Here is a 25,750-nt window from a genome sequence, read left to right as displayed (position 1 = left end):
TCTGGGGATTCTTCTTGAATTCCCGGTTCCGTTTCGTTCTATGAGTAGCTGCCGGGCATCGGAACTTACCTCCCACCGCCGGCAGCCATTTTTCTCGTTTCGATCATCAACCGCCCGAACGCAATCGGGTTCCAAGGAGTAGGAACATGTCATCTGACTTTCACATCAAGCTCGACGGCGTCAAGGGCGAGTCTTCCCACAAGGACCACAAGGACGAGATCGAGATTTCGTCGTGGTCCTGGAACGTGGCCAACTCGTCGGGCGCAGGCTCTGGCGGCGGCTCGGGCAAGGGCAAGGCCACGCCCGGTGAATTCCACTTCACGCACACCTACGACAAGGCCTCCCCGGTGCTGGCCAAGAACTGCGTGAGCGGCAAGCACTTCAAGGACATGGTCCTGACCTGCCGCAAGGCCGGCGAAGGCCAGCAGGAGTACCTGAAGGTCACGATGAAGGAAGTCTTCATCTCTGCCGTGAGCCCCGGCGGCGCGCAGGGCGGCGACGTGTACGAACAGGTGATGTGCTCGTTCAAGGACATCGAGTTCGCCTACAAGGCCCAGGACGACAAGGGCGCCGGCGGCGGCGAAGTCAAGTTCGGCTGGAACGTGGCAACCACCGAGACCCGCTGACGGGCGACGGACCGCCGGGCACGGCATCGGGCGCGCCAGTGCCCGGTGCGGTTTCCATGCGTCCTCACCGCACCGGAGCAATGCAATGGCATTCAGCACCCCAACCATCGGCAGCAGCGGCGCGCTGCTCACGACCTACAACACCGACTGGTCGGTCGGCCGGATCGGCTCCAACACACGTGAAGACGTGATGCTCGTGCAGGCGCTGTTCAAGATCTTCTACTACGAGCTGCTCGGCTTCAACCACGATCTGAACCCACCTCCCGGCCAGACAGAGGTGATCGTCGTGGACGGCTACTACGGGCAGATCACGCAGAAGCACATCACGCACTTCCAGACGCAGGTGATAGCGCTCGGATACAAGGTCCTGCCGGACGGCATCTTCGATCCGTTCCGGGAGCCCGGTGCGTCCAGCACGATCAGCAAGACACGCTACGCGCTCGACCTGCTCAACAACGCCTGTGCCAACTGCTGCAAGGAGCAGGGCATCGACAACTACACCAACCTGCCGAACCGGGAAGACATGCCCCTGTTGCTGCGCAGCGCGTTGAAGAAGGTCAAGAAGACGGCCAAGAAGTACAGCTGAACGGCCCCAGCGACCGCCAGCCTGGCGCCCGTCCGATGGACGGGCGTTTTTCTTTTGGGGCTGGCTGCGCCGCCTTCGCTCGAGCGGAAGCGCTCAAGGGTTCGTCGTGTCAGTCGAGGCGGCGATTTCGGGCATGAGCCGCGTCGCGTCGTCCTCGTCGTCCTCGATCACCCACAGCGTGAGCGCCGTGTAGTTGTCGTACCCCGGCTTGGCATTCGCCTTGACCTGCGCGTCGATCAGCTCGGTCCACTGGCTGGGTGTGCGGGAGGCATGCAGCGTGTCTATCAGGCACTCGTCGCCCAGCGGCTCCCACACGCCGTCGCTGCACAGCAGCAGCACGTCGCCGGGCAAGAGGCGCATGCGGTCCGACACCGCGATGTCGGGCGCCTCCTCGACCGAGCCCAGCGCCGACAGCAGCATGTTGCGCTGCGGATGCAGCCGCGCGCCCTCTTCGTCGAGCATGCCGCCAGCCACCATCTGCTGCACCAGGCTGTGATCGGTGGTGCGCGCCACGATGGCGCCGCCGCGGAACAGGTAGGCCCGGCTGTCGCCGCTGTGCACCCACGCCAGAGCCTGGCTTTCGAGGTCGATGGCCGCGAACACGATGGTCGAGCGCATGCCCGCGAGCTTGCCGCCCTCGGCCTGGCGCGCCACCACGTCGAGGTTGGCCTGCTCCACCAGCCGGCGCAGCGTGGCCTCGTCGAGCCCTGGCGCGGCCGAGAAGCCGCCGAGCATGCTGCCGCGCGCAGTGGCCGCCGCCACGTCGCCCCCGCCGTGGCCGCCCGCGCCGTCGGCCACCAGGCAGGCGACATAGCGCTCGTCGTGCCAATGGCCGTGCACGTCCTCGTTGTAGGTGCGGCCTCCCTGCCGGGAGAGCGTGACGATTTCGATTTCCAAGCGGGGTGCCTCGCGGGTGCTGGGGTTGTTTTGATTCTTTTCAGGCGTCGGACTTCAGGCGTGCCATCTGCTCTTCGTAAGCCTCGAGGAAGGCCTTGCCGAAGAGGCTGTGGAAGTCGTCCTCCGCCTCGCTCGCGATGCCGCCATAGAGCGACACGAACTGGTCCCAGAGCTTGGCCTTGCGGTTGGCGCTGAAGAGCGCGTCGAGCGCCGACTTCGCGCTGATCTTCTTCTCCAGCTCCGCCGGCTCGAAGCGCCCGATGACATGGGCCAGCGCCGCGCGCATGCCCACCATCACGCCGAATTGATGCGCGCGCAGGTCGTTGAAGGCATCGCGCATCGCGGCCTCGGGCGGCATGAAGCCACGCACGCCGGGCCCCAGCAGATGGGCCAACGCCACCTCGACCGTGGGCGAGAACTTCAGCGGGTTGTTGGCCTGCGCCGCGATCATCGTGACCTCGGCGCGCACCTCGCGCTTGAACTCCTGGCGCGTGAGCAGCAGCTGCAGCGTGCCCTCGGTGGCGCTGCGCAGCATCGAGCCGATGCGCTCCATCAGGCCCGGCGTGAGCATCTCGGGCGGCTGGTGCGTGCTGGCCAGGCCGCGCAGGAAGGCGGCGAGCAGCTCGTCATCGGTGGCGATGCGCTCTGGCGGAGGCGTTGCCGCGGTGCGCCTGGCTGGTGGCGCAGGCGCGATGTCGATGGGCGGCGGCAGCGACTCGGCGGGCCTGCCGGAACTCTCGGGCCCGCTGATGCGTATCGGCTGGCCGGTGATGTCGTCGAACTGCGCCAGCGGTTGCACGGGCACCGGCGCAGCCACTGGAGGCGGTGCAGACGGTGGCGGCGGTGGTGGCGGCTCGATGGCCTTCGGCGGCGTGAAGCCGAACTGGTCGATCGGCAGGTGGTCGGAGCGCGGCGTGGGCGTACGCGGCGCCGCGTGCTGCAGCGCGGCCAGCGGATCGGCTTCGGAAGCGGTATTGGGCTGCAGCAGCGGATCGGCCAGCGGCGACAGCGCAAGCGGATCGCCGCCGATGCCGCCGCCACTATTGCCCATGCCGCCGAACAGCTCGTCGATGCCCGCGGCCTTGCCGTGCGCGGGCGGCGCGCCGAGGTCGGAGAAATCGTCGAGCGCGCCAAGACCGGCCGCCGGCGTCGACGACGGCGTGGGCCCCAGCAGGTTCGCGAAAGGATCGATCTGCGCGGCTTGCACGTTGCGCGAGCCGCTTTCCATCGGGTCGGGGAACAGCAGCGAATCAGGCAGTGCCGTGGCAGGGGTTGGGGCGGGCGCTGCCGCTGGTGCGGCCGGCGGCGCGAGGCCCGCCAGCAGGTCGGCAAAGGGGTCGTCGCTCGAAGGTGCGGATGGCGCGGCCATGGCAGCCCCTCCAAGCACCGTGTTCGGGATGGCCAGCGACGGCGGCGCGGCGGCCGTCACGCGCACCGTGAGCTCGAAGCTGCCCACCACCAGCCGCGCGCCATCGGTCAGCGCGGCCTCCTTGCCCGAGCCCAGCGACACGCCGTTGCACTGCATCGGGTTACTGCCCCGATCGATGACGAAGTACTGCCCGTCACGGCACAGCACCTGCGCATGCACGCGCGAGACCGTGCGGTCCGGGTCGTCCAGCACCAGCGTGTTGGTGTCGGCCCGGCCGATGGTCCCGCCATTGGGTCCGAAGTCCGCGGCAATGGCCTGCCCCGCCGGAGCGCCTTGCCGGGTGATGACAGCGATATGGATCATGAATCGGCCCCCGAAGGCTCTGTGCCTGAATGCGCCCGAACAAACTCGCAAGGAGTATTCATTCCGTGGGGCATGTTGGCAATCTCGCCTAAAGAGGTATGCCATCGCCAAGCCAGCGCTGCTGCCGCCATGCCGGCGCGCTGGTTGCGAACAGCGGTGCGCGCGCGTCGAGCAGCGCCAGATGCAGCGCCGCTGCCACGCGCTGACGCTGGAAGCCCTCACGCAGCACACCCGTACAGCTGTCGGGCGAGACCGGCTGCCCCATGAAGAGCCGCACACCAGGGGCAAAGCGTGCACCGTTCTGCTGCCACCACGCACGGATCTTGTCGATGTCGGGCCAGGGCAAGGCGATGTCCTCGGGCAGCTCGACGTTGTCGTCGTCGGGGTCGTCGGTCGGCCCATCCTCGAAGCCGTCGGGCGGCGGAACTTCCATCTGCGCGAGGTTGAAGTCCACGCCCGTGATGGTGACGAAGGCCTCGGCCGCGATGCGTGCCGTGGCCGGCTGCGCCATCTGCTCGATGAGCCACGGCACATAGCGCGCGTCGCCAATGAAGCCCGAGCCGATGATGCGCAGGCGCTGCGCCTCGGGCAGCGCGGCGCTGTCGAGCAGCAGCGCGTGGCCCGGTGCCAGCTCCATCGCCTGCAACGCGAGCTGGAACGCGCGCGGCTGGCGCGGCCCGCTCTTCAGCGCAAAGGCCGCAAGCACGTCCAGCGCCTGCGCCCGGTCGCCGAGCAGCACCGCCGCCCACGCGGCCCAGAAGCGCAGCTCGGGCTTGGCCTCGCCGAGCAGCGATTGGGCCTGCGGCAACAGGTCGGCATGGCCCAGTTCGCCGGCTGCACGCAGCGCGCGGATGCGGACGCTGTCTGGAGCGCCCGCAAGCAGCTGCCCGAGCAGCGGGCCCACGTCGCGCCGATGCAGCGCGCAGGCTGCCACGCCGAGCTTCTGCCGCAATGGCGAGGCGTCCTCGAGCAAGGCCCTGACACGGCCGCCAAGATACTTCGGCTCGACCCAGCCCAGCGCGGAGATCAGGCCGGGCACGACCTCGGGCAGGTCCTTGGCGCGCTCGACCAGATCATCGAAGCGGCCATCTGCCGCCTCGACGGCGAGCACGGCGGCGACGAAGAAGTCTTCGGGGCCTTCGTTGTCGGTGATCGCCAGTGCATGCTGCCAGCCTTCATCGCCGGCAACGCGCAGGCCGTCGATGTGGGCGGCGAGGCGCTCGTCGAGGTCGGCGAACTGCTGGGGCGAGTAGTTGGGGGCGTGGACTGCGCTGGCGCGTTGGAGCCAGAGGAAGGAGGCTTCGTCGGCGTGTTCCTCCAATACGTGCTCCAACGTCGTGTTCGCCACAGTATTCACGACGCGCCCCCGGCAAAACGACCTATCCACGCTTGCATGGACTCTTCGTCGAAATCCATGTATGGCACGGTTCGCGGGTGGAGCCCGGCCTCTAGCAGGCCGAAGACCCACTGGTACAGGCTCAGATCCTGGCGGCGATTCACGTCGCCGAAGATCGGCAGCGAACCGAGCGTCACCTGCAGTCGCTCGTCACCGATGCGCTCCACGCGCACATCAGTGTCAGCCAGGGCCGTGACCAGCCGCGCCTCGCCGCCTGCAAGCGCGATCGCCTTCGGCCCCAGAAAATTGCACCAATACACACCCTTCACACCGGTGCCGGTTTCAAAGCAATCGACCAGTAGCGCCGGGATGTCCATGCAGCGATAGCGTCGACACAGCCGGGCGACGGCCTTCATCGCCACGTCCTCATCGATGCCTTCGCGCCAGATGAAAGCCGGCGCCACGTAGCCACTAGTGATAGGCAATGCGCGTGCGCACTGGGCTGCGAAGTCGCAAATGTCAGACAGGCCGTTCTCGTCCATGGCTTCGAGCGAAAACGTGAAACGCAGCCCGCACACCGCCTGAGGCCAGTCGAGTTCCGCAAGATGTTCGCGATCCATGCCGCAGTACGCGGCCGAGAAGCGCGGCGCGTGTATCGCACTGTCGAGCAGCGCAAACTTGGGAGGCTGCGCGGGATGCACGACGTGCGCCTCGAGCAGAGCCGCAACTTCTTCAATGTCAACCTCGCCAAAGACATCGTCGTCCGGATAGTAGATCGGGCCGACGGTCATGAAACGCGTCGCAAAGCCCTGCATGGCCAACTTCACTAGACCGGCATGGGCCGCATGCGCATCTTCGAGGAAGAAGATTGCCACGATGCCGCTGCGCAGCAGCACGTTGGCGTTGCCGTCGGTCAGGTCAATAGCGATGTGTTCGTAAGCTGTCATGGCTTCATGGCCTTAGCGGAAGGGCAGCCGGATGTTCAGCAATTGCGCCGCCACACGCAACGCAGTGCTTGCGCTGCCCGCGATCAGCGCGTTGTATGGTGACACCAGTTTCGCGACCACGCGAAAGGTGGCTAGGTAGTCGGCCCCCTGATTGCCCGACCAGCTCGGGCTGTTGGACCCGGGTGGGCAAGGTGCCTTGAAGTCGTAGACGGCCCGAGCCGCGCTGACCGCTGACAGCGGGCCAGGCGCATGCAACACCACGTCAGGTCGCACCGTGTTGGCCACCACTTGCCCGGGAGCGCCGACCGCCTGGATGGCACCCGGTCCCCCGCCGCGCACGTTGCGGAATGACTGATCGAGAGCCACCTCGTTAGAGCGACCCTGCGCCGCCATCGCACTGGCCACGCAATCCGAAGCGTCCTGTCCGATCTTTTCGCCTCGCGCCTGCCGTCGGCTGGACGAGGCGCAGAACTTCTTGTAGTCCGTCGGACCGTTGTCGTTCTCCCAATCGTCAGAGGCCTTGTTCATGCAGTCTTTGAGAATTTCCTCGAAGTCCGGCACAGCAATGGGTGGATTCACGCAGCCCGACAGGTTGGCCGCGTTCTCGGCGTTGTGGAACATCTTGTCGCTCAAGCGGCAAGCGCTCTTGCCGTCCATCTTCACGTCGAAGGAGTAGAGGATCCAAGTCGCCTCCTTCATGAAGGTGCTCGACTTCACGCCGCCCGCCACGCCCGCATTGTCGCCGTTGGACAGTGCGAACTTCGAGCCCTTGTTGGCGGCCATCGCCTTGTCGCCCTTGACAGTGCTGGTGCCATCCGAGAGCGTGATCGAGTTCGCGATGTTGGGGTACGGCACTGGGACGGGGCCACCCGGGCTCGGGGTTTTGCACACGTCGGGGATGGTTGCGGTCGTAAGGCCAGTGCTGAACTTGTGCACCAGCGACAGCGTCGTTCCATTGACCTGGATGGTGACTGGCATGGCTCAGCCTTCGCTTCCGGCCACGCGCCAAGATCCCGCGCGCAGCAGTACCGCGCCGCGCTCGCCTGACGCCGAGCTTCCCCACACCATCGACAGCGGCCCTTTGTCATAGCGCTTGAGGTGACCGATGGCTGCCAGTGCCATGTGCAGCGGCAGGCCCGCCGCGCCCACGTCGCCCCAGCAATCGGCCGGTGCGATAAAGGCAGTGGCAGCTCGAAAACGGTCGCCGCCGCGCAGCACGGCGAATCCGTATTCATCGGCGCGCCAAGCCTCGCCATTCATGTCGCACACCACGTTATCGATGCACGCTCCGTTCGCAAGCTCGGCCAGAGCCGCCCTGAAGGCCTGCGATAACCCTTCACCCGTGATCGGCTCATCGCTGCCGGGCACCTTGTTTTCGTGGCCGATGCCAACGGCATCGATGGCCGCCATCGGGGCGAGGCCGTGACGCTGCACAAAATCAGCACCGCCGACCAATGCCACACCTGCCGCCTCACCCGGAACGAAGCCCCATGCGTTGTTCAGTGGTCCGCCGCCGTGCAGCTGATCGCATGCCTCGATCCAGTCCAGCGTTTCGGGATCGAGATAGGAGTCGACGGCGCAAACCATGCACGCCTCGATCGACCCGGCAGCACAACTCCTAACGGCCGCGTCGAGCGCGAGATGTCCGCCAGCGTGGCCGTTCTCGAACGCCAGCGCGCGCCCGAAGCGGCCCGGGTGCCGGTGCTCAATGCGTGCCAACAGATCGCCGGCCAGCGACGCCGGTCGACCGGGCCGCTGAGGCGGTAACGCCAACGCGAGGCCGATGTGCGCGGGCGCGCCATGCCACGCAGCCATGGCCTCGTCGATCGCGGGCAGCAAAAGTTCGGCGTAGCGCTCCACCCCTTCGACCTCGATATCGATCCAGGGAGCACGCGCAATGCGCATCGGTTCGCCTGCCGTATCCACCATGTACGGATGCTCACAAAAGCCGCAAACGCCGGCACGTGCAGCGGCGGCGCTCGTCCACACGTTGCGCCCGACGGGGGTGCTCGCGCCGAGGGCTGAAAGGTACAGCGGTGGGTCGGCGCAGCTCATCCCGGTGACTCCGCCGTACGTCGCGTTGCGGGCCGCAATTTAGCTGGAATGCGCATCCTAGGCCACCTCCTCCCGCGCAACCGCACCGAGCCGCACGAGTCTTTTTTCGACAATGCGCGTTTTCTGCAACTTGTTGACCGAGGCATGGCATGGCAACGCGCTTTGCCATACGAGTGAGACACGGGACAGGTCGGGCTCGACGATCACGGTATGCAACTTCGCTCGCTCGTGCAGCCGCCGTCTGCCATCGCTGAAAAAGCTCTCGAGGCCCAAAATCACCCTCGGCAACTCGAAGCACAGCACTTCTCCATGCGGCCACACGTTAATCAACGCCACTGGTTCGCCTCCGCGCAAAAACTGTGGCGCCTGCTGATCCCCCGCCGCGCACTGGTAATGCCTGTCGTCAAAGTCCACCGGCAACAACGGCTGTCGCCCTTTCCGCCATACCTCGTCATACGTCCCCGCAAACCTCGCGCGCGGCTGCCAGTGATTGCACAGCGGCCCGAAGCCCGCAGGCTCCGGCCGGTCGCTCCACGCCCGCACCCATTGATCCGGATACTCGATATTCGGCAGTCGCACACCTTCCGCATGCGCAGCCTCCATCACAAAGCCCGTGCCCACCGGATTGCGCACGTCGAACTGCGGCAACGGCGCATCGCGCGTCCACGGATCGACACCGCCGTATGCGCGCTCCCACACCAGCGGCATGGTGCTGAAAGGCTCGGGCTCCGATGGCGCGCCGCCGAGCCACACGCGGTCGCCGGTCACGCGCAGCCGCTTGGCAATCGGGCCGACGCGCAGGCCCACATCGAGCTGCGTCACGGGCACTCCACCGGGCGCATGCGCATTGCCGATCAACAGCACGTCGGTCGTCAGCTTGGTGCGAACCAGGTCCATCTCGTAGAGCAGGCTGGGCTGCGGCGCGGCCTCGTCGACGAAGACGGGCGCCTGCGCGACGGGTGGTTGTTCGGGGGCAACGCTCGTCTCGCCATCGGGCGAAATATCGAAGCTGCACTTCACCGCCACGAGCCAGATCTCCGCTCCGTCGCGGTCGCGCACCCAGGTGCGTTCGGCGGCATAGGGTGTGCGGTTTTCGAGCTGCCACATGGGGTGTGCCTCGTTCGTCAGTTGATGCCCACGTAGGCACCCTTGACGCGGTTCGCACCGCGCGAGCGCGTGAGCACGTAGTTGCCGTTGATCAACACTTTGCCCGCACGCGTGAGGACGATGCTGGCCTCGCCGCAGCGCAGCTCGATGCGCTCGCGCCCCTGCAGCACGACGCGCTCGCCATCCACGCGCGCATCGAGTGCCGGTGGCGCTTCGGTGCGCAGCGGCTGCACACGTCCGACGATGACCGGGTGCCGCACCTCGCCCTGCTCGAAGGCCACGACGATCGCCGCGCCTGCATCACCAGGCGCCAGGCCCACTGTCGAGAGCGCCTGCACCGGCGTCATGCCATCGCCCAGCGTGACCAGGAAGCGCCCCTCGGCATCGAAGCCGGCAAAGGCGGCCACCGCCACGCCCTGGCCCGACAGCTTCGACCAGGCCGCCACGCTGTGCAGCACGCTGCGCGCGCTCTGGAGATCGGTGTGGTCTTCCACGGCTCAGTCCTCCCCCAGGTTGGAGCCCTTGATCTTGATCGAGCCGCCAGCCTTGAACGACGCGCTGCCGTCGGCCTTGATGGTGATCTTGGCGCCCTTGATGGTGATGCCGCTGGCGTTCATGACGATCTTGCTGCCGCCCGCCTTGAGCATGATGGTGGGCGCCTCGACCATGCAGATCGCGCCCGCCTTGATCTTGATCGGCCCCTTCGATGTCTCCGAGATCACCGCTGCCGACAGCTTGTGCGGACCGCCCACGGAGATCGACTGCAGCGCGCCCACGCTCACCTTTTGCACGCCGCCCACACTGACCATCTGCGCGCCGCCAACGCTCACGGCCTGCACGCCGCCCACGTTGATGGCCTCGCCCGCGCCAACGCTGTGCATGCGGCCCGCGCCCACGGTGTGCGCCTCGGCCACAGAAATGGTGGTGGTCTGCATGCCATTCACGGTATGACTGCGCCCGCCGTTGACGGTCACGGTCTCGCCACCGTTCACGGTCTCCGTGCGATGGCCGGTGATGACGATGGTCTCGGTGCCGCCCACCGTCTCGCTGCGGTTGGAGCCTATCGACACGGTCTGGTCGACGCCCACGTGCTGCTTCTGGTTGTTGCCCACGCTCTCCGAGTCGTCCACGTCGATGGTGTCGGTGCGGCTGTTGTGCACTGTGGTCGTCTGGTTGTTCTCGACCGTGGTGTTCATGTCGTACTGGCCGTGGATGGTCACCTTCTCCTTGCCGGCGGTGTCGTCCATCGACAGTTCGTTGTAGCCCTTGCCCTTGTGCGTGTTCGACTTGATGCCGCTCACCACGGCGCCGGCCGGCAGGCCGAAGGGCGCCATCGATTCGCCGTTGTAGAAGCGGCCGACGATGATGGGCTGGTCGGGGTCGCCATCCAGAAAATCGACGATCACTTCCTGGCCGATGCGCGGGATGCTGATCGCGCCCCAGCTCTTGCCGGCCCAGGGGTGCGACACGCGCACCCAGCATGAGCTGTTCTCGTCGTTCTTGCCGTAGCGGTCCCAGTGGAACTGCACCTTCACGCGGCCGTGCTCCTCGGTCCAGATCTGCTCACCGCTGCGGCCCGTGACGATGGCGCTCTGCGGGCCGGGCATGGTGACGCGCGGCGTCAGGCGGGGCGGGCGCCAGGGCGTGTTCAGCGGAATCACCGTGAGCAAAAAACTGCTGCTCGCGCGCTGGCCGGTGCTCAGCGCCGGCGTCTCGGCGATCAGGTCGCCCACCAGTTCGCCCAGCCCGGTGTTGACGGGGTCGTCGGCCAGCGCGTCGTGCAGCACGACGTCGATCGAACGCCGACTCTCGGGAAAGTTCGCGCCCTCGTAGCCGGGATGGCTCGCGACGAAGGTGCAGGCCGCGATCAGGTAGTCACCGTCGCGCTTGCCGTCGGGATCGCCCTTGAACGCGAAGCTGCGCCCGGCTGTCACGTCGGGCCAGCTGGTCAATGCCCAATGGCGCTGCCGCCGGCCGATCAGCTCGTCGAGCCGCAGCTGCGCGAGGTTGTCGGTGTCGTCGCCCGACTGATAGCCGCCCGGGAACTCGAACACTTCCAGGTCCGACAGCTCGTGCGTGTCGGGATCGCCCTTGTCGGCGCGCAGCTGCTTGCTGATGACCTTGAAGTCGCGATCGCGCGACGCGAACTTGCCCGATTCGAATTGGCGCGAACTTATCCAGCGCGTGATCTCGTTGAAGCGCCCTTCCGACGCACCGCGCTCTGCATGGTTCAGCGTATCGGCAACGGGCAGTTTCTCGTGTGCCAGCGTGCTGCTGTCCGACAGGTACAGGGTGCCGGGCGCGTCGTGCGCGTCGAACCAGTAGTAGATGCCCTCTTCTTCCAGAAGGCGCGAAAGAAACTGGTAGTCGCTCTCCCGGTATTGCACGCAGTACACGTGGGGCTCATGGGGGCCGACCACGCCGCCCGCCTTGAGCTTCTTGAGGCTGCCGATGGGGCTGTCGTCGAGCACGGCATCGATCACGCCCAGCACCGGCTTGTTCTGCAGGATGCGTGCGTTGACGCGCTTGCTCAGCAGCCAGAACCACGAGCGCAGGCTGATGCGGTATTCGAGGAAGCGCCCGCTCTGTGCCACGCGCGTGAAGCGCACGGCATGCCCCTGGCAGTGCCGCTTGTGGGTGTCGCCGTCGGCATCGGCGAACTCGATCACGACGTCGAAGGAGCGGCCCAGCACGTCCGCGGCATCGATGCTCTCGTTGTCAGTCAACACCGTGAGTTCGTAGGCCGAGGGGCGCGCCAGCACCTCGTGGCCCACGATGCGCCAGAACATGAGCTTGTCGACTACGGGCGAATCGCCCTGGATGCTGAACTTGTGATCGGCCATGCTTCCCGTCCCTTTTTTTTGCGTTCCCCTCCCTCGCGAGCCGCACCGCCGTGCGGCCGCGCAGCTACCTCCGCCTACGGCGCCAGCAACAGCACCAGCGGCTGGCTCGGCACCGTGCGCACACCGGGGCAATTGGTGCTGTTCTGCAGCGACGTGCTGGTAAGCCGAGACGCGGGCATGCCCATCCATAGCACCGTGAAGGCGCCGGTGAGATGGCGGCTCGGCCCCATCACCGTGCCCGAGGCCACGCCCAGCATCACGCCCGGGTTGTCGCCGTTGGTCATGGGAATGGTGGTGCCGAGGTTGTGCGCCGGCCCGCCCATGATGAGGATCGTGGGGCAGTTCGGAATCGCCATCGGCCCCATCGCGATGTTCGGATATGGCACCGGAATGGGCGACGGCGCAGCGGGCGTGATGCAGACATCGGGAAAGCCCATGTCGGTGCCCATCAGCTGGCAGTTGGCGAACATTTCCTGTTCTCCCTTTTCGCTTCAGCCGAAGTGGATCTGCGCGCCGCGCGCCTTGATGAGCTCGCGGCCGTTCACCAGCGTGTGCTCGCCTTCGAGCCGCAGCAGTTGCTTCGCCTCGCACTCCAGATGCGTGGCCGCCACGCGGTCGATGCCGTCGGTGGTGCGCAGGTAGTGCTTGCTGAAATGCTGCACGCGGTCCATCACCGAGGACAGCACCGAGCCGACCAGCTTGATGCCAGTGCCCACCACGGTGAGCTGGCGGCCGACGACGTCTGCGGTGTCGGCGGCCAGGCGCGTGCGCTGGGTGGCCACGTCGAGCTCTTCGGCCGCGAGTTCGAGCCGGCCGCCCTCCACGGCAATGCGCATGTTGTTGCCTTCGCAGCTGACGACGTTGGCAGTGCCTTCCTCGCGCTGCAGCACGGCCATGACCCAGACCTCGTCGGGCGCAATGCGCAGGCAGGCAACGCTGTCGCCAGCGGCAGGTTCGAGCAGGCAGCTCGCCGCGCGCCGCGTGCGAAGCCGCAGGCCGCCACTGTCGACGACGAGCGCCCCGACCTCGTCGAGGCCGAGCACGCCGACGCACCACTGGCCGGTGATGGCCTGGGCGGGCGCTGGTTTCAGGCTGCTTGTCTTCATGGTGTTTTTCCTCCGTTGCTTGGCTTCGATGTGGTGTGGCTGCGATGTGGCGTCATGCGACCAGCGGCTGCCAGCGCTCGGATTTCTCCAGCTCCGGGTCGCTCTCGATGGCGCGTGCGCGGTCGGTCATCTGCGCGTCTTCCGTATTGGCGCCATGCAGCACGGTGCGCATCAGCGTGGCGTGGCGCAGGTCGGCGGTGCCCAGGTCGGCATGGCGGAAATCGGCATAGGTGAGTTCAGCGCCCGTGAAGTTGGCGCCGCGCAGCTTCGCGCCCGCGAAGTGCGTCTGGTACAGGTCGCAGCCCGAGAAGTTGGCCTGCGGCAGAACGGCCCCGGTGAACAGCGCCTGCCTCAGCTTCGCGCCGGAGAAGTCGCACCCCGTGCCGCCCGCCTCGCAGAAGATCGACGAGGGCGCCACCGCCTTCGCGAACTTCGCTCCATCGAGCCGCGCGCCCTGGAAGTTGCACTGCCGCAGCACGATGCCGCTGAAGTCCGCGCCACCCAGATCGGTGGACGAGAACTGGCAACCCTCCAGCTCCAGCCCCGCGAACGACATGCCTTTCAGCGAGGTCTTGAAGAACACGTTGCGCAGCATGCGCGCGCCGGTCCACGTGAGGTGCGACAGGTCGCACTCGTTCACCGCGGTGTAGTGCCAGCTGGTGTCGTCGGCGCACACGTCCAGCAGCACCGACTGGCTGAACACCGCCGAGTCGAGCTGCGCGCCGCGCAGCACCGCGTGGTCGAGCCGGCACTTCGCGACGGTGGCCATGGTGAGCACGGCGCCGGCCAGCTGCGCGTGCGTCAGGTCGCATTCGGTGAACACCGCGCCGTGCAAGTTGGCCTTGCGCAGATCGACGTGGTCGAGCAGGCAGCGGTTGAACACGGCCTTGCGAAGGTTCGCGCCCGAGACGAGAGCGCCGCGCAGGTCGCACTGGTCGAACACGGTCTCGCGCAGGTCTGCTGCGCGCAGGTCTGCTTCGGCGAAGTTGACCTTGGAGAACACGCCGCCGCCCAGCAGCAGTTTCGCGAACTGGCCCTTGCGCAGGTCGAGACCTTCCAGCGTCTCCCCGACGCCAACGGCAATGGCGAGCAGTTGCGGTGTCATGCTGCAGCCTGCTGTTCAGGAGTGAGCCTCGGCCACGTGCGCGCACGCTGGAGCAACGCGCCGTCGAAGCTGGTCGATCCGTCGAGCCGCACGCGGCTGAGGTCGGCACCGAAGAGGTTGCTGCGCCGCAGGTCGGCACCGCGCAGGTCGGCCGACTGGAACACCGCGTCGCTGAAGTTCACGCCCGACAGCAGCGCTCCGGTGCAGATGGCCTTGCGCATCAGTGCGCCCTTGGCGCTGGCCAGCCGCAGGTCGGCCCCGTCGAGCCGCGCATCGCAGAGGTTGGCGCCGTCGAGCACGGAACGCACCAGCTTCGCACCGCGCAGGTCCGAAGCGCCGAAGTTGAAGTTGCGCAGGTCGGCCAGGCCCATCTCGGCATCGGCGAGGCTGGTGCCCTTCACGGCCACGGCGCCGGCGCACTTCGCGCCCATGAGCCGGGCGGCGTCGAGCTTGCAGGTGACGAAGGTGGCGGCTGCGAGCGTGGCGTCGTGCATGTCCACGCCCGTGAGGTCGCATTCGATGAAGTTGCAGGCCGACAGGTCGGCCTCGGGCCAGCGCATGCCCTTCAGGTCGAGCCTGTGAAAGACCTGGCCCGCGAGCAATGCACCCGTCCAGTCCGCCTCGCCCCAGGTGGTTTCGAGCAGCTGGGCCTTCGTGAAGTTGGCGCGCCGCATCTGCGTGCCGCCGAAGGCGCAGTGCATGAGCATGGCCTGCGAGAAATCGCAGCCGTCGAACACGGCGCGCGCGAGCCGCGCCTTGCCAAGGTTGGCCTCGCGAAAGCTGGCACCGATGGCAATGGCGCCTTCGAGGTTCGCATGCGCGAGCACCGCCCCCGCGAAAGTGGCGCCCGAGAGATTGGCATTGCTGAAGTTGGTGCTCTCCAGCCATGCGCCTTCGAAGTTCACCTCGCGCAGGTCGAGGCCAGAAAAGTCGGCGCCCGTGAAGTTGGCGCGCGAAAACAGCTTGATGCCGGCCGCGATGGCGCACGTCATCTCCGCACGCAATACCGCTGCCGCATCGGCCGGCATCGCAAAGGCCGGCGGCTGCACATGCGCGGACTGCAGGTAGCCCTTGCGCTGCACTTCCTCGAGTTCGCAGAGCTTGGGGAACATCGGCGTCAGGTCGACCTTGCGGGTGCTGCCCGCCGCCTGCGCCTGCATCTCGGCCAGATGCCTCTCGGCGTTGTAGAGCGGCGGCCCGCGGTGCTGCACCTTGGCGAGGTCGATGCGGTTCTGCTCCGCCGCTTCCAGCGCCTTCTCGAGCACGGTCAAGGCGTCTTCGACGGCGGCCCAGCCCTGCGCGTTGGCCTCCTTCATCTTCTTCTCGAGGTACGGGGGCAGCTCATCGCCCACCGGCACCTTCTCGCGCGGCGGCATCCTGATGCCGAGCGCGTCGGGGTCCTTGCCCATTTCCACGGCCTTGTCGCGCGCGAACTCGACATCCATCTCCGCGCGACGATACTGCGCCTCGCCCTGCAGGCCGTCCATGCCGAACGGCGCCTTGGCGGCTTCCACGTCGGGGTCGAGCGTGCTGATGCCTTCGGGCAGCAGGTCGCTGTCGATGATGGCGTAGACGGGGCCCATCTTCGGGTCTGCGCGCTTCGCGGCGGCCTCAAGGTAATGCGCGTCGCTGCGCGGCTCGCCGGTGCGCTCTACCGCGCCCATCAGGCTGGCCACGTCGGAGCCGTCGTCGGTACCGACCTCGGCCAGCCCCTGGAAGATCGCGATGCAGCGCTCCGCATGCGGGAAGAACCACACGGTGGTCAGCCGCAGCGGCACCTCCCGAACTTTGGGCTCGCTGCTGCCGGCAATCCTGTAGCCGACGAACACGCGCGCGCGCAGGCCCGGCAGGCGGCCTTCGATGCGCGGCTTTTGCGGGTGCATGTTGTCGAAGGCGAAGGGCTCGTCGCCGGCGAGAGGCGCAGCCATCCACTGGTCGGGAGGCGCGAGGTTGAAGTAGCGCCAGTCGGTGTCGGGCGCAAAGCCCGGCGCATGCAGCTTCAGGTAGTCGGCGTCGTAGGTGCCGCGGTACTGCGCGCGCTGCGGATGCATCAGGTCGAGCGCGCCGAAGCCGGCCGGCGCAATGGCCTGGTCGGGCCTCAGCAGGCGGTCTTGCGGCAACTCGGTGTTCGGCAGCCACAGGACGCCGTCGCGTGCCTGCCGGCCCCGTCCTTGCGGGTTCTGCGCGAAGTCGGCACCGCCGTATGCGGCAGCCCAGTCGAGCGGCAGCGACTCGAAGGGCTGCGGCGCGGTGGCGCGCGTGCCCTCCCAGTGCCGCTCGCCGAAGACGAGCAGCGTCTTCTCGCACGCGCCGAAGCGCGCGCGCACCGCGCAGGCATCGGGCCGGTCGGTCGGCGCGAAGGCCTTGCCGTGCACCAGGAACTCGGGCGTGAGCTTGGCAACGCCTTCGTCGATCAGCGGCTGCGCCATTTCCTTCGCAAGAAAGGACCACATCGACTGCTCGGCCCACAGCGTGCCGCGCTCGCCCTGCGCGAACGGCAGGTGCAGGTACGCGCTGACGCTGAGTCCGAACCGCTTGCGGAACTCGATGGGCCGCGTCGAGAGGCCGAGCGCCTGGGGCTTGAGGACTTGCATTCGGCGCCCCGGCTAGTCGTCTTCGGGCTCGCGCTCTGCGGGCGGCCGGGCCGAGCCGTCGGGCTCGACGGCGTTGTTGACCTTGCCGAGATCGGCGGTGCCGCTGGGGTCACTGGTAAAGACCTCCGCGATCGGCAACCCCAGCCCCATGATCGGCACCAGGCCGAGGATGGCGTCGAAGCGCCGGTTGCTGGCCTTGCCCGCCAGCGACCGCAGCCGGTCTTCCAGGCTGTGCAGGCCTTCGGCATGCGCGTCGTCGGCGGCCTTGCCCAGGGCCTCGGCCGCATCGGCGTACTGCTTGAGCGTGGCGCCGATGTCGACATAGGCCGAGGCGGCGCCTGCCACGGCGGCCAGGCCGCCGGCCACCGCGGCCGCCCCGGCGCCCGCGCCACCGGCGCCCGGCGTGAAGGTGTGCAGCGCCGATTGCTTGACATCCATCGCCACCGCCGCGATGTCGGGCGCCGCGCAGTTGGTCAGCTTCACGCCCGCCGTGTTCTCGATGTTCACGCCCAGCACGTTGGCCATGGCCAACGCCAGCGCGTTCTCGATGCTCATGCCGATGAAGGTCGAGCGGGTCACGCCCATGTTGGCTTCGCTGTTGGTGCCGATATAGCCGCTCGAGTTGGAGCCCAGCACCGTGGTGTTCGAGCCGATGGAGGTGGCGTTGATGTCGCCCACCGCCATCATCTCGATCTTGGTGTTGCTTATCAGCTTGATCTTGTCGGCCATCAGCCCCAGCGGGCCGCTGGGCACGGTGATGTACTTGGAGTTGGAGCCCGTCACCAGCCAGTCGATGTGGGCGGCCTCGAAGCTCATCTTCGCGGCCTTGTAGGTGACGTTGCCGCTGACGGTGATGGTCTGGTTGCCGGTGACGTTGCGGGTTTCGCCGGCGCGCGAGGTGTCGGTGCGCGCGCCTGTCACGTCGCTCAGGCTGGTGCCCGTGACCATGGTCTTGTCGTCGCTGTCGACGAAGGTGGTGCGAGTGCCAACCACCTGGTTGTTCTGCTTGCCCTTGACGGTGTTCTTCTGGTCGACCACCACCATGTTGGTGTCGTTGCGCGTGACGGTGCTCTTGCGGTCGCGGTCTACCAGGCTGGTCTGGTCGCGCTTGACGGTGATGGTCTGGTCGCGGTCGACGGTGGTGGAGTCGTCGCGCTCCACGCTGCGGCTCATGTCGAGCTCGGCGTGGATGTTGATGTTCTCCTCGCCCTTCTTGTCCTCGAACATGATCTCGTTGTAGTTCGCAGGGCCGCCGCCGGGCGTGGAGCGGGTCTTGAAGCCGCTCTGCGTGGGCGACTTGTACGGAATGGGCTGCTCGTCGTTGTAGACGCGCCCGACGATGATCGGCCGGTCGGGGTCGCCGTTGAGAAAGTCGACGATCACCTCCTGCCCGATGCGCGGAATGAAGTAGCCGCCCCAGCCCTTGCCGCCCCAGGGCTGCGACACGCGCACCCAGCAGGTCGACTTCTCGTTGCTCTCGTCGTAGCGGTCCCAGTGAAAGTGCACCTTCACGCGGCCGTGGTCGTCCACGTGCAGCTCGTCGCCCTTGGGGCCGACGACGATGGCGGTCTGCGGGCCGGGCATGGTCACGCGCGGCGTGAGGCGCGGCGCACGGAACAGGCGATCGGCCGGCATCACGGTGAGCAGGAAGATGCTGTTGCCGGTCTGCGCGGCGGCCAGCGCGGGCGTGGCGGCGATGAGCTCTTCGAGCACAGGCAGCGTGTCGGCGTTCACCGCGTCGTCGCGCAGCACGTCGGCCAGCGCGTTGTGCACGGGCCGCGCCGCGGCGCTGGCGCTCACGCCCTCGTAGCCTCGGTGGCTGGCGACGAAGGTGCAGGCAGCAATGACGTAGTCGCCGTTGCGCGTGCCGTCGGGGTCGCCTTCGTACTTGAAGCCGCGCCCGGCGGTGACGTCGGGCCACGGCGTCACGGCCCAGTGGCGGTCGCGGCGCGCGTTGAGTTCGTCGCCGCGCAGCTTGGCGCGGGTCTCGGCTTCGTCGCCGGTGAAGTAGCCGCCCGGAAACTCGAACAGCTCCAGGTTGGCCAGCTCGTGGTCGTCCGAGGCGTCGATGTCGGCGCCCAGCTTTTTCTTGATGGCCTTGAAGTCGCTGTCGCGCGAGGCATGCTTGCCGGTGTCGAACTGGCGCCCGCTGACCCAGCGCGAGATTTCGTTGAAGCGTGGCTCGGCGGCGTTGGTGGCCATGTGGCGCAGGGTGTCGGCAGCGGGCAGCTTGTCGTGCGCCATGTCGCTGGCGTCCGAAAGGTGCATGGTTCCGGGGGCGTCGTGCGCGTCGAACCAGTAGTAGATGCCTTCGTCCTCGAGCAGGCGCGAGAGAAACTGGTAGTCGCTTTCCTGGTGCTGCACGCAGTAGCGGCGCGGGTTGTGGGTGCCTACGACGTTGTCGGCCTTGGTTTTCTTGAAGCGCTTGATGGGGCTGTCCTCGAACACGGCATCGAGCACTTCGAGAACTTTCTTTTCTTGCAGGATGCGGGAGTTGGCGCGCTTGGTGAGCAGCCAGAACCACGAGCGCAGGGTGATGCGATATTCGTAGTGCCGTCCCATGTGGCCGGCGCGCACGAAGCGCACGGCATGGCCCTGGCAATGGCGCTCATGCGTGCCGCCGTCGGCGTCCTGGAACTCGATGACCACGTCGAAGGCATGCCCGAGGATGTCCTTGGCCTCGATGGCCTTGTTCTGCGAGATCACCGTAAGCTCGTAGGCCGACGGACGCGCAAGCGCCTCGTGGCCGACGATGCGCCAGAACATCAGGTCGTCCTTCGCGGGTGAATCGCTTTCTATGCGGAACTCGTGGTCGGCCATTTTTTTCTCTTGATGGTGGTGGCGTGTCAGTCAGTCAGTCAGGAAGACATTCGGGGTGCGTGCGAATGACACCGGGTACTCCCCTCCGCGAATGTCCCCCGCCTTCGGCTCCTCCTTTATTTCGCTGCGGGGAGCACCCGGTGCCATTCGCACATGGACGCGGCTGTGGTGCTGGCCGATCAACCACCGATGCGAACAACGATCACGCCGATGGGGTGCCTTGCGCAGCGAAATAAAGGAGGAGGCCGCAGGCCGGGGGACATTCGCGGAGCAAGGCACCCCATCGGCGTGATCGCACCCCGAACCAGCGCAGCGAATAAAAGAGCAAGACGACATCTCAGTCGAACGCGTAAGTGAAGTCCGCATCCTTCACGTCCAGCGCAACACGGCGGATCTCCCCACCAGAGGCCAGACGCTGCAGATACTCGACAGAAATCGTAGGCAGCACGGTGTTGGTAAGGATCGCGTCGATCACGCGCCCACCCGACTCCGGGTCCTGGCACCGCGCGACCACCTGCTCGACCACCGCTTCGCTGTACTCGAAGGGCACGCCGTGGTTGGTCTCGACGCGCTTCTTGATGCGCCCCAGCTGCAGCCGCACGATCTTCTTCATCATCTCGGGCGACAGCGGGTAATAGGGAATGGTGACGATGCGGCCCAGCAGCGCGGGCGGGAACACCTTCATCAGCGGCGCCTTCAGCGCATCGGCCAACGCGTTGGAGTCGGGCAGCAACTCGGGGTCGCGGCACATGCTCATTACCAGTTCGCTGCCGGCGTTGGTGGTCAGCAGGATGATCGTGTTCTTGAAATCGATCATGCGGCCCTCGCCGTCTTCCATCCAGCCCTTGTCGAACACCTGGAAGAAGATCTCATGCACGTCGGGGTGGGCCTTCTCGACTTCGTCGAGCAGCACCACGCTGTAAGGGCGGCGGCGCACGGCCTCGGTCAGGATGCCGCCTTCGCCATAGCCCACGTAGCCCGGAGGCGCGCCCTTGAGCGTGGAGACGGTGTGCGCCTCCTGGAACTCGCTCATGTTGATGGTGATGATGTTCTGCTCGCCGCCGTACAGCGCCTCGGCCAGCGCAAGCGCGGTCTCGGTCTTGCCCACGCCGGAGGTGCCGCAGAGCATGAACACGCCGATCGGCTTCTGCGGGTTGTCGAGCCGCGCGCGCGATGTCTGGATGCGGCGCGCGATCATTTCCAGCCCGTGCTTCTGGCCGATGACGCGCTGGTTGAGCGTGTCGGCGAGCTTGAGCACCGCCTCCACTTCGTTCTTCACCATGCGGCCGACGGGAATGCCGGTCCAGTCGGCGACCACCGAGGCCACGGCCTGCTCGTCGACCGAAGGCAGGATGAGCGGCGACTCGCCCTGCACCGCGTGGATCTTGGCCTGCAGCTCGTGCAGCTCGGCGAGCAGCGCGGCTCGGTCGTGCGCGGGCTCTGCCGCGGCTGATGCCGCATCGGTGGCAGCAGCAGGCGTATCCACCGGCTTGTTGCCCGCGCGCAGCTTGCTGCGAAGTTCGAGCAGCCGGTCGACCAGCCCTTTTTCTTCCTGCCAGCGCGCATTCAGCGCATCGAGCTGCACCTTCGATTCGGCCAGCAGCGCGGTGACCTGTGCTGCGCGCTTGGTCACGTCGATGCCGATGGCTTCTTCGCGGCCGATGATTTCCTGCTCGACCGTGAGCCCTTCGATGCGGCGCATGCAGTCTTCCACCTCGGGCGGCGTCGCGTGCTGCGACACGGCCACGCGCGCGCAGGCCGTGTCGAGCAGGCTCACGGCCTTGTCGGGCAATTGGCGAGCGGGAATGTAGCGGTGCGACAGCTTCACGGCCGCCTCGATGGCCTCGTCGAGCAGTTGCACGCGGTGGTGCTTCTCCAGCACGCTGGCCACGCCACGCAGCATCAGGATCGCCTTGGTCTCGTCGGGCTCCGGCACCTGCACCACCTGGAAGCGACGGGTGAGCGCCGGGTCTTTCTCGATGTACTTCTTGTACTCGGCCCAGGTGGTGGCACCGATGGTGCGCAGGTTGCCGCGCGCCAAGGCCGGCTTCAGCAGGTTGGCCGCGTCGCCCGTGCCTGCCGCACCGCCCGCACCCACCAGTGTGTGGATCTCGTCGATGAACAGGATGATGGGCGTGGGCGAGCTCTGCACCTCGTCGATCACCTGGCGCAGGCGCTGCTCGAATTCGCCCTTCATGCTCGCGCCGGCCTGCAGCAGGCCGATGTCGAGCGTGAGCAGCTTCACGTCTTTCAACTGCGGTGGCACGTCGCCGCGTGCGAGGCGCTGCGCAAAGCCTTCGACCACGGCCGTCTTGCCGACGCCGGCCTCGCCGGTGAGCAGCGGATTGTTCTGGCGGCGGCGCATGAGGATGTCGACGATCTGGCGGATCTCTTCGTCGCGGCCGGTCACCGGGTCCATCTCGCCCTTCTTGGCCTTCTCGGTGAGGTCGACCGCGAACTTCTTCAGCGCATCGCCCTTGCCCATGGCGGCTGGAGCCATCGCGCCCGAGTCTTCGCCGGGTGCGCCGCTGCCCATGCCGGTGCCGTCCTGCGCGCGCATCTGTGCTTCGGGCGAGGCATCGCAGATTTTTGCGAAGTTGTCGGCCAGGTCTTCGACCTTGACCTTCTCGAACTGCTTCGACAAGCCGAACAGCGGGTTGCGCAGGCTCTGCGTCTTCAGCATGCCCACCAGGATGTAGCCGGTGCGCACCTGCGCCTCGCCGAACTGCAGGGTGGCATAGGTCCACGCGCGCTCGATGGCGTTCTCGATGTGCGGAGAAAAGTCGCTGATGGCGGTGGCGCCGCGCGGCAGGCGGTCGAGCGCGGTGGTCATGTCTTTCGCAATGACCGACACGTCGAGCCCGTAGTGCTGGATCACGCGGTGCAGGTCGGAGTCCTGCGCCTGCAGCAGCTGGGCGAACCAGTGCTCCAGCTCCACGTACGGATTGCCCCGCATCTTGCAGAACACGGTGGCGCCTTCGATGGCCTTGTAGGCCAGCGAGTTGAGTTTGCCGAAAAGGGCGGTGCGGCTGATTTCACTCATGAGGGACTCCGTATCTCTTCTGAACGAATGAAGATGGGTTTGTTGAAAGACTGGTTGCCGATGCGCACGTCCGCCGCATCGCGCGAACGCTTGCGCTGCCCGAGCCACGACACCCAGCCCAGGCGCGGTGCATTGCCCTTCGCGTCGCCAAGGCGCGTGAGCGGAACCTGCGCCTTCTCGAGCACCAGCTCGGCGTCCCACTCGAGCTCGTCGCCGAGCAGTTGCTGCATCCAGCGCTGCAGCACGGGGCGCGCATTGCCGATGGGAAGGAACATCCGGTACTGCTCCAGCGTGAGCGGGCCCAGGTGCAGGCGCACGCGGTGCTGGCGGTCCCAGGCGCGGGTGCCGAGCATGGCGCCCATGCCCATGGAACGCGAGCTCTCGCCCTGCCCCAGCCGCGTGAGCTCTGCCACCGGCAGGCTCATCCAGTGGCCGACCCAGCGCTCCAGCTTCACGGGCACGCCGAAGTAGCTGCACAGCACCGACTCCACGCTTTCCACGTTGTGCACGCGGCGCGCGAGCCAGCCCGAAAAATGCAGGCGCGCGTCGTCATGGATCTCGTCGCGGTCCACGCGGCCCGGCGTGCCGATGCCGACCAGCGCACCGACCTGCAGGCGGAAGCGGTCTTCGCCCGGCCGGTCGAGCGCCACGGCCGGACGCGACTGCGCCCACGCGCGATAGAAGTGCAGCGAGAAGCGGTGCGAAAAACTGTCCAGAAAGGCCAGCCACGTCGGGTCGCCGTGGTTCAGGCTGCGCTCGCGAATGAAGTCGCTCAGGTGCACCGGCAGCGGACCATTGGGGCCGATGTAGCTGAAGAAGTGCTGGCGCAGGCGCGGCGGCGAATAGGCTGTGGCGGGCTCGAAGCGGCTGAAGCTCGCGGGCGCGAACGACAGCGATGGCTCCTGCCCCACGCGCACCGGCTCGGCGCTCGGCAGCAGCGCGCGGCCCCAGCGCGGCGTGGTCTTCGCGACGGACTCCAGCCGGCGCATCACCGCGAAGTAGTCGAACGACCACGGCTCCGCGGACCACCCGCGCAGCGCGTTGTCGACGCGGGTGCTCACAGAATCTGTCGCGTCCCGCACAGCGGCCTCCAGCGCATGGTCTCGCCCTTGCCCGCGATGCGCAGCACGGTCTCGACGAAATGGTTCACCTCCACATGGCGCGACAGGAAGCGCGCCAGCACGGCCCCGAACAGGAATGCGCTGTGGCCATGAAAGGCGTCCTTGTCGACTTCGAGCGTCACTTCGAGCCCGCGCCCGAAAGCGATCGGCCCCTTCAGCGGCAGGCGGCGCGCAACCGGCTTGCACTTCACCGACAGCAGGCCGCGCACCTGGCCCTGGCGCATCTCGTCGGCATGCACGGCATAGAGCATCAGCGTTTCGCGCAGCGCGGCCGCGCCCTGCTCCGGCGTGCTGTCGGAAAGCGACAGGTAGTTCAGCGCAAGGTGATCGACCACGCGCCACCCCAGCCCCTGGCTCACCACCGGCGACACCGGCCGCGACGGCCCGCGCACCATGCGCACGCGCTGCACGGGAAATGAATCGACGCAGTCGAAGTCGTTCTCGCGGCCCAGCGGCATCAAGAGCGGCAGGTCGCGGTTGGTGCACAGCGCCGTCACCGCCAGCTGCCGCAGCGTGGCCGCATACGGCGCCTGCTGCGGATCGACGATCTGCATGTAGACCTCGGAGCCGATGTGGCTGCTGCGGTTGCCCTCGGTGCGCTGTCGCACCGACAGCATGCGCGGCTCGCGCGTGGTCGTGAAGTAGGCCGGGTGGCTGTTGCGGCTGCCGTGAAAGGCCGAATAGAAAGGCCTGAAAGGCTGCTCGGCCGCGACCGCATCGGCACCGGGCGCGCCGTGGCCGATGACTTCGGTGATGGTGTGCACCTCGAAGTCCTGCGGGCGCGTGCGATCGGGCACCAGATGGAACTGGCTCACGCCCTCGGTCATGGGCACGCGGTCGAGCCGCTTGCTGAACAGGTTGACGGCGGGCACGCAGTGCAGCTGCACGTTGTCGGCGCTCACCAGCTTTTCGAGTGCTGCGTCGCCGCGCGAGAACAGCAGCACGATTTCGACGTCGGTCACCGGCATGGCCGCGAGCAGCGCCTGGAGCCCGCCGATGCGCACGAACTGGAAGCGCTGCGGAAACGCGAAGTACTCCTGCAGCAGCCGAAAGCCCGAGAAGCCGGTGGCGGTGGTGGGCAGCAGCGCTTCGTCTTCCTCGAAGCCGACCGCGCCGATGGCGCTGGCGGGCAGGCTCTGCGCCACGCCTTGCAGCGCGCCGCTGGGCGCGAGCGGCCGCACCAGCACGCCGATGGGCTGGCCCAGCGCGCATTCGTGCAGTTGCCAGGCCACGTCTTCGGCACCGCCGAAGTGCAGCACCAGATCGTCGAGTGCGATCTGGCTGAAGTTCAGGCCGGCCGTGGCATGCAGCGCAATGCGCAAGCCGCCGCGGATGGCGCGCGATTGCGGGTGCGTGTTCAGCGGCAGGTCGGGCGCGTAGGTGAAGTACTGCGCGCGCTGCACTTCGATGGGCCAGATGCGCAGCGCATTGGCCGTGCGGAATTCGCAATGCGTGTTCTGCCCCACCGCCTGCCGTGCGCGCAGTCCGCTGCCGCGCGGCAATGTGGGGCCGGTCGCAAGGTTCGCGTCGTCGGGGTCGGGCACGAAAGACACGACCACCATCGCCGGCGTGGGCGAAAGAAAGTGCGGATAGACGATGTCGAGCAAATGGCCCGTGAAGCGCGGGTACTCGGCGTCGAGCTTCAGGCCCACCCGTGCCGAAAGAAACGCCGTTGCCTCGATGAGCCGCTCCACATACGGGTCGGCCACTTCCTGGCCCTCGATGCCAAGTCGATGCGCAATCTTTGGAAATGCCCGCGCGAACTCGGAAGCGCTTTCGCGGAAGTAGCGCAGCTCCTGTTCGTACAGGCTCAGCAGCCGAGGGTCCATGCG

Annotated in this window: 19 protein-coding genes; 2 read left to right on the top strand and 17 right to left on the bottom strand. The window is 67.1% G+C overall.

Annotated elements, in window-relative coordinates; all coding sequences use genetic code 11:
- Positions 1 to 146: 146 nt before the first annotated feature.
- Together BMW87_RS14845 and BMW87_RS14840 are read left to right on the top strand one after the other, a co-directional pair.
- Positions 147 to 626 (top strand): Hcp family type VI secretion system effector, encoded by a 480-nt coding sequence (locus BMW87_RS14845; protein WP_093058763.1) that lies wholly within the window; start codon positions 147 to 149, stop codon positions 624 to 626.
- Positions 627 to 711: 85 nt separating this feature from the next.
- Positions 712 to 1,212, top strand: a complete 501-nt coding sequence (locus BMW87_RS14840; protein WP_093077099.1) for a peptidoglycan-binding domain-containing protein — start codon at positions 712 to 714, stop codon at positions 1,210 to 1,212.
- Positions 1,213 to 1,305: 93 nt separating this feature from the next.
- On the opposite strand, the gene BMW87_RS14835 is transcribed toward BMW87_RS14840, so the two are convergent.
- The 17 genes from BMW87_RS14835 to tssF form a co-directional block, all read right to left on the bottom strand.
- The gene (locus tag BMW87_RS14835) at positions 1,306 to 2,109 is read right to left on the bottom strand and encodes a PP2C family protein-serine/threonine phosphatase (RefSeq protein WP_093077098.1); all 804 of its coding nucleotides are present in this window, start codon (positions 2,107 to 2,109) and stop codon (positions 1,306 to 1,308) included.
- Between the two features lie 40 nt (positions 2,110 to 2,149).
- Complete coding sequence (gene tagH / locus BMW87_RS14830) at positions 2,150 to 3,841, bottom strand: type VI secretion system-associated FHA domain protein TagH (protein ID WP_093077096.1); 1,692 nt, start codon at positions 3,839 to 3,841, stop codon at positions 2,150 to 2,152.
- 88 nt (positions 3,842 to 3,929) lie between these two features.
- Positions 3,930 to 5,174: a TIGR02270 family protein gene (locus BMW87_RS14825; protein WP_256216774.1), complete on the bottom strand. Its 1,245-nt coding sequence runs from the start codon at positions 5,172 to 5,174 to the stop codon at positions 3,930 to 3,932.
- Between the two features lie 20 nt (positions 5,175 to 5,194).
- Complete coding sequence (locus BMW87_RS14820) at positions 5,195 to 6,124, bottom strand: type VI immunity family protein (protein WP_093077095.1); 930 nt, start codon at positions 6,122 to 6,124, stop codon at positions 5,195 to 5,197.
- Between the two features lie 12 nt (positions 6,125 to 6,136).
- Positions 6,137 to 7,102 (bottom strand): DUF4150 domain-containing protein, encoded by a 966-nt coding sequence (locus BMW87_RS14815; RefSeq protein WP_093077093.1) that lies wholly within the window; start codon positions 7,100 to 7,102, stop codon positions 6,137 to 6,139.
- A gap of 3 nt (positions 7,103 to 7,105) precedes the next feature.
- Positions 7,106 to 8,179 carry a hypothetical protein gene (locus tag BMW87_RS14810; protein WP_143062580.1) on the bottom strand — a complete coding sequence of 358 codons (1,074 nt, stop codon included), beginning with the start codon at positions 8,177 to 8,179 and terminating at the stop codon, positions 7,106 to 7,108.
- Positions 8,180 to 8,236: 57 nt separating this feature from the next.
- Positions 8,237 to 9,286, bottom strand: coding sequence for a DUF2169 family type VI secretion system accessory protein (locus tag BMW87_RS14805; protein WP_093077090.1), 1,050 nt, complete (start codon positions 9,284 to 9,286; stop codon positions 8,237 to 8,239).
- A gap of 17 nt (positions 9,287 to 9,303) precedes the next feature.
- Complete coding sequence (locus BMW87_RS14800) at positions 9,304 to 9,780, bottom strand: DUF6484 domain-containing protein (protein ID WP_093077089.1); 477 nt, start codon at positions 9,778 to 9,780, stop codon at positions 9,304 to 9,306.
- A 3-nt stretch (positions 9,781 to 9,783) separates the two neighbouring features.
- On the bottom strand, positions 9,784 to 12,129 hold the full coding sequence (locus BMW87_RS14795; protein WP_093077087.1) for a type VI secretion system Vgr family protein: 2,346 nt from the start codon (positions 12,127 to 12,129) through the stop codon (positions 9,784 to 9,786).
- 74 nt (positions 12,130 to 12,203) lie between these two features.
- The gene (locus tag BMW87_RS14790; RefSeq protein WP_093058752.1) at positions 12,204 to 12,599 is read right to left on the bottom strand and encodes a DUF4150 domain-containing protein; all 396 of its coding nucleotides are present in this window, start codon (positions 12,597 to 12,599) and stop codon (positions 12,204 to 12,206) included.
- A 21-nt stretch (positions 12,600 to 12,620) separates the two neighbouring features.
- Positions 12,621 to 13,235 (bottom strand): DUF3540 domain-containing protein, encoded by a 615-nt coding sequence (locus BMW87_RS14785; protein WP_093058751.1) that lies wholly within the window; start codon positions 13,233 to 13,235, stop codon positions 12,621 to 12,623.
- 52 nt (positions 13,236 to 13,287) lie between these two features.
- The gene (locus BMW87_RS14780; protein ID WP_093077086.1) at positions 13,288 to 14,340 is read right to left on the bottom strand and encodes a pentapeptide repeat-containing protein; all 1,053 of its coding nucleotides are present in this window, start codon (positions 14,338 to 14,340) and stop codon (positions 13,288 to 13,290) included.
- The gene (locus BMW87_RS14775) at positions 14,337 to 16,934 is read right to left on the bottom strand and encodes a DUF2169 family type VI secretion system accessory protein (protein WP_093077084.1); all 2,598 of its coding nucleotides are present in this window, start codon (positions 16,932 to 16,934) and stop codon (positions 14,337 to 14,339) included. Before BMW87_RS14775 ends, BMW87_RS14780 begins: the two co-directional genes overlap by 4 nt.
- Before the next feature lie 12 nt (positions 16,935 to 16,946).
- A complete protein-coding gene (locus tag BMW87_RS14770; protein WP_093077082.1) occupies positions 16,947 to 19,754 on the bottom strand; it encodes a type VI secretion system Vgr family protein in 2,808 nt (935 codons plus the stop codon).
- Positions 19,755 to 20,091: 337 nt separating this feature from the next.
- A complete protein-coding gene (tssH, locus tag BMW87_RS14765) occupies positions 20,092 to 22,797 on the bottom strand; it encodes a type VI secretion system ATPase TssH (protein WP_093077081.1) in 2,706 nt (901 codons plus the stop codon).
- A complete protein-coding gene (gene tssG / locus BMW87_RS14760; protein WP_256216773.1) occupies positions 22,794 to 23,858 on the bottom strand; it encodes a type VI secretion system baseplate subunit TssG in 1,065 nt (354 codons plus the stop codon). Before tssG ends, tssH begins: the two co-directional genes overlap by 4 nt.
- Positions 23,855 to 25,747, bottom strand: a complete 1,893-nt coding sequence (gene tssF, locus BMW87_RS14755) for a type VI secretion system baseplate subunit TssF (RefSeq protein ID WP_093077079.1) — start codon at positions 25,745 to 25,747, stop codon at positions 23,855 to 23,857. The genes tssG and tssF overlap by 4 nt, the downstream gene beginning before the upstream one ends.
- Positions 25,748 to 25,750 lie beyond the last annotated feature (3 nt).

Source organism: Variovorax sp. OV084 (assembly GCF_900111625.1).
Taxonomy (GTDB): Bacteria; Pseudomonadota; Gammaproteobacteria; order Burkholderiales; family Burkholderiaceae_C; genus Variovorax.
The sequence above is the reverse complement of the archived record's forward strand: the minus strand, read 5'-3'. Positions and strand labels throughout refer to the sequence as shown.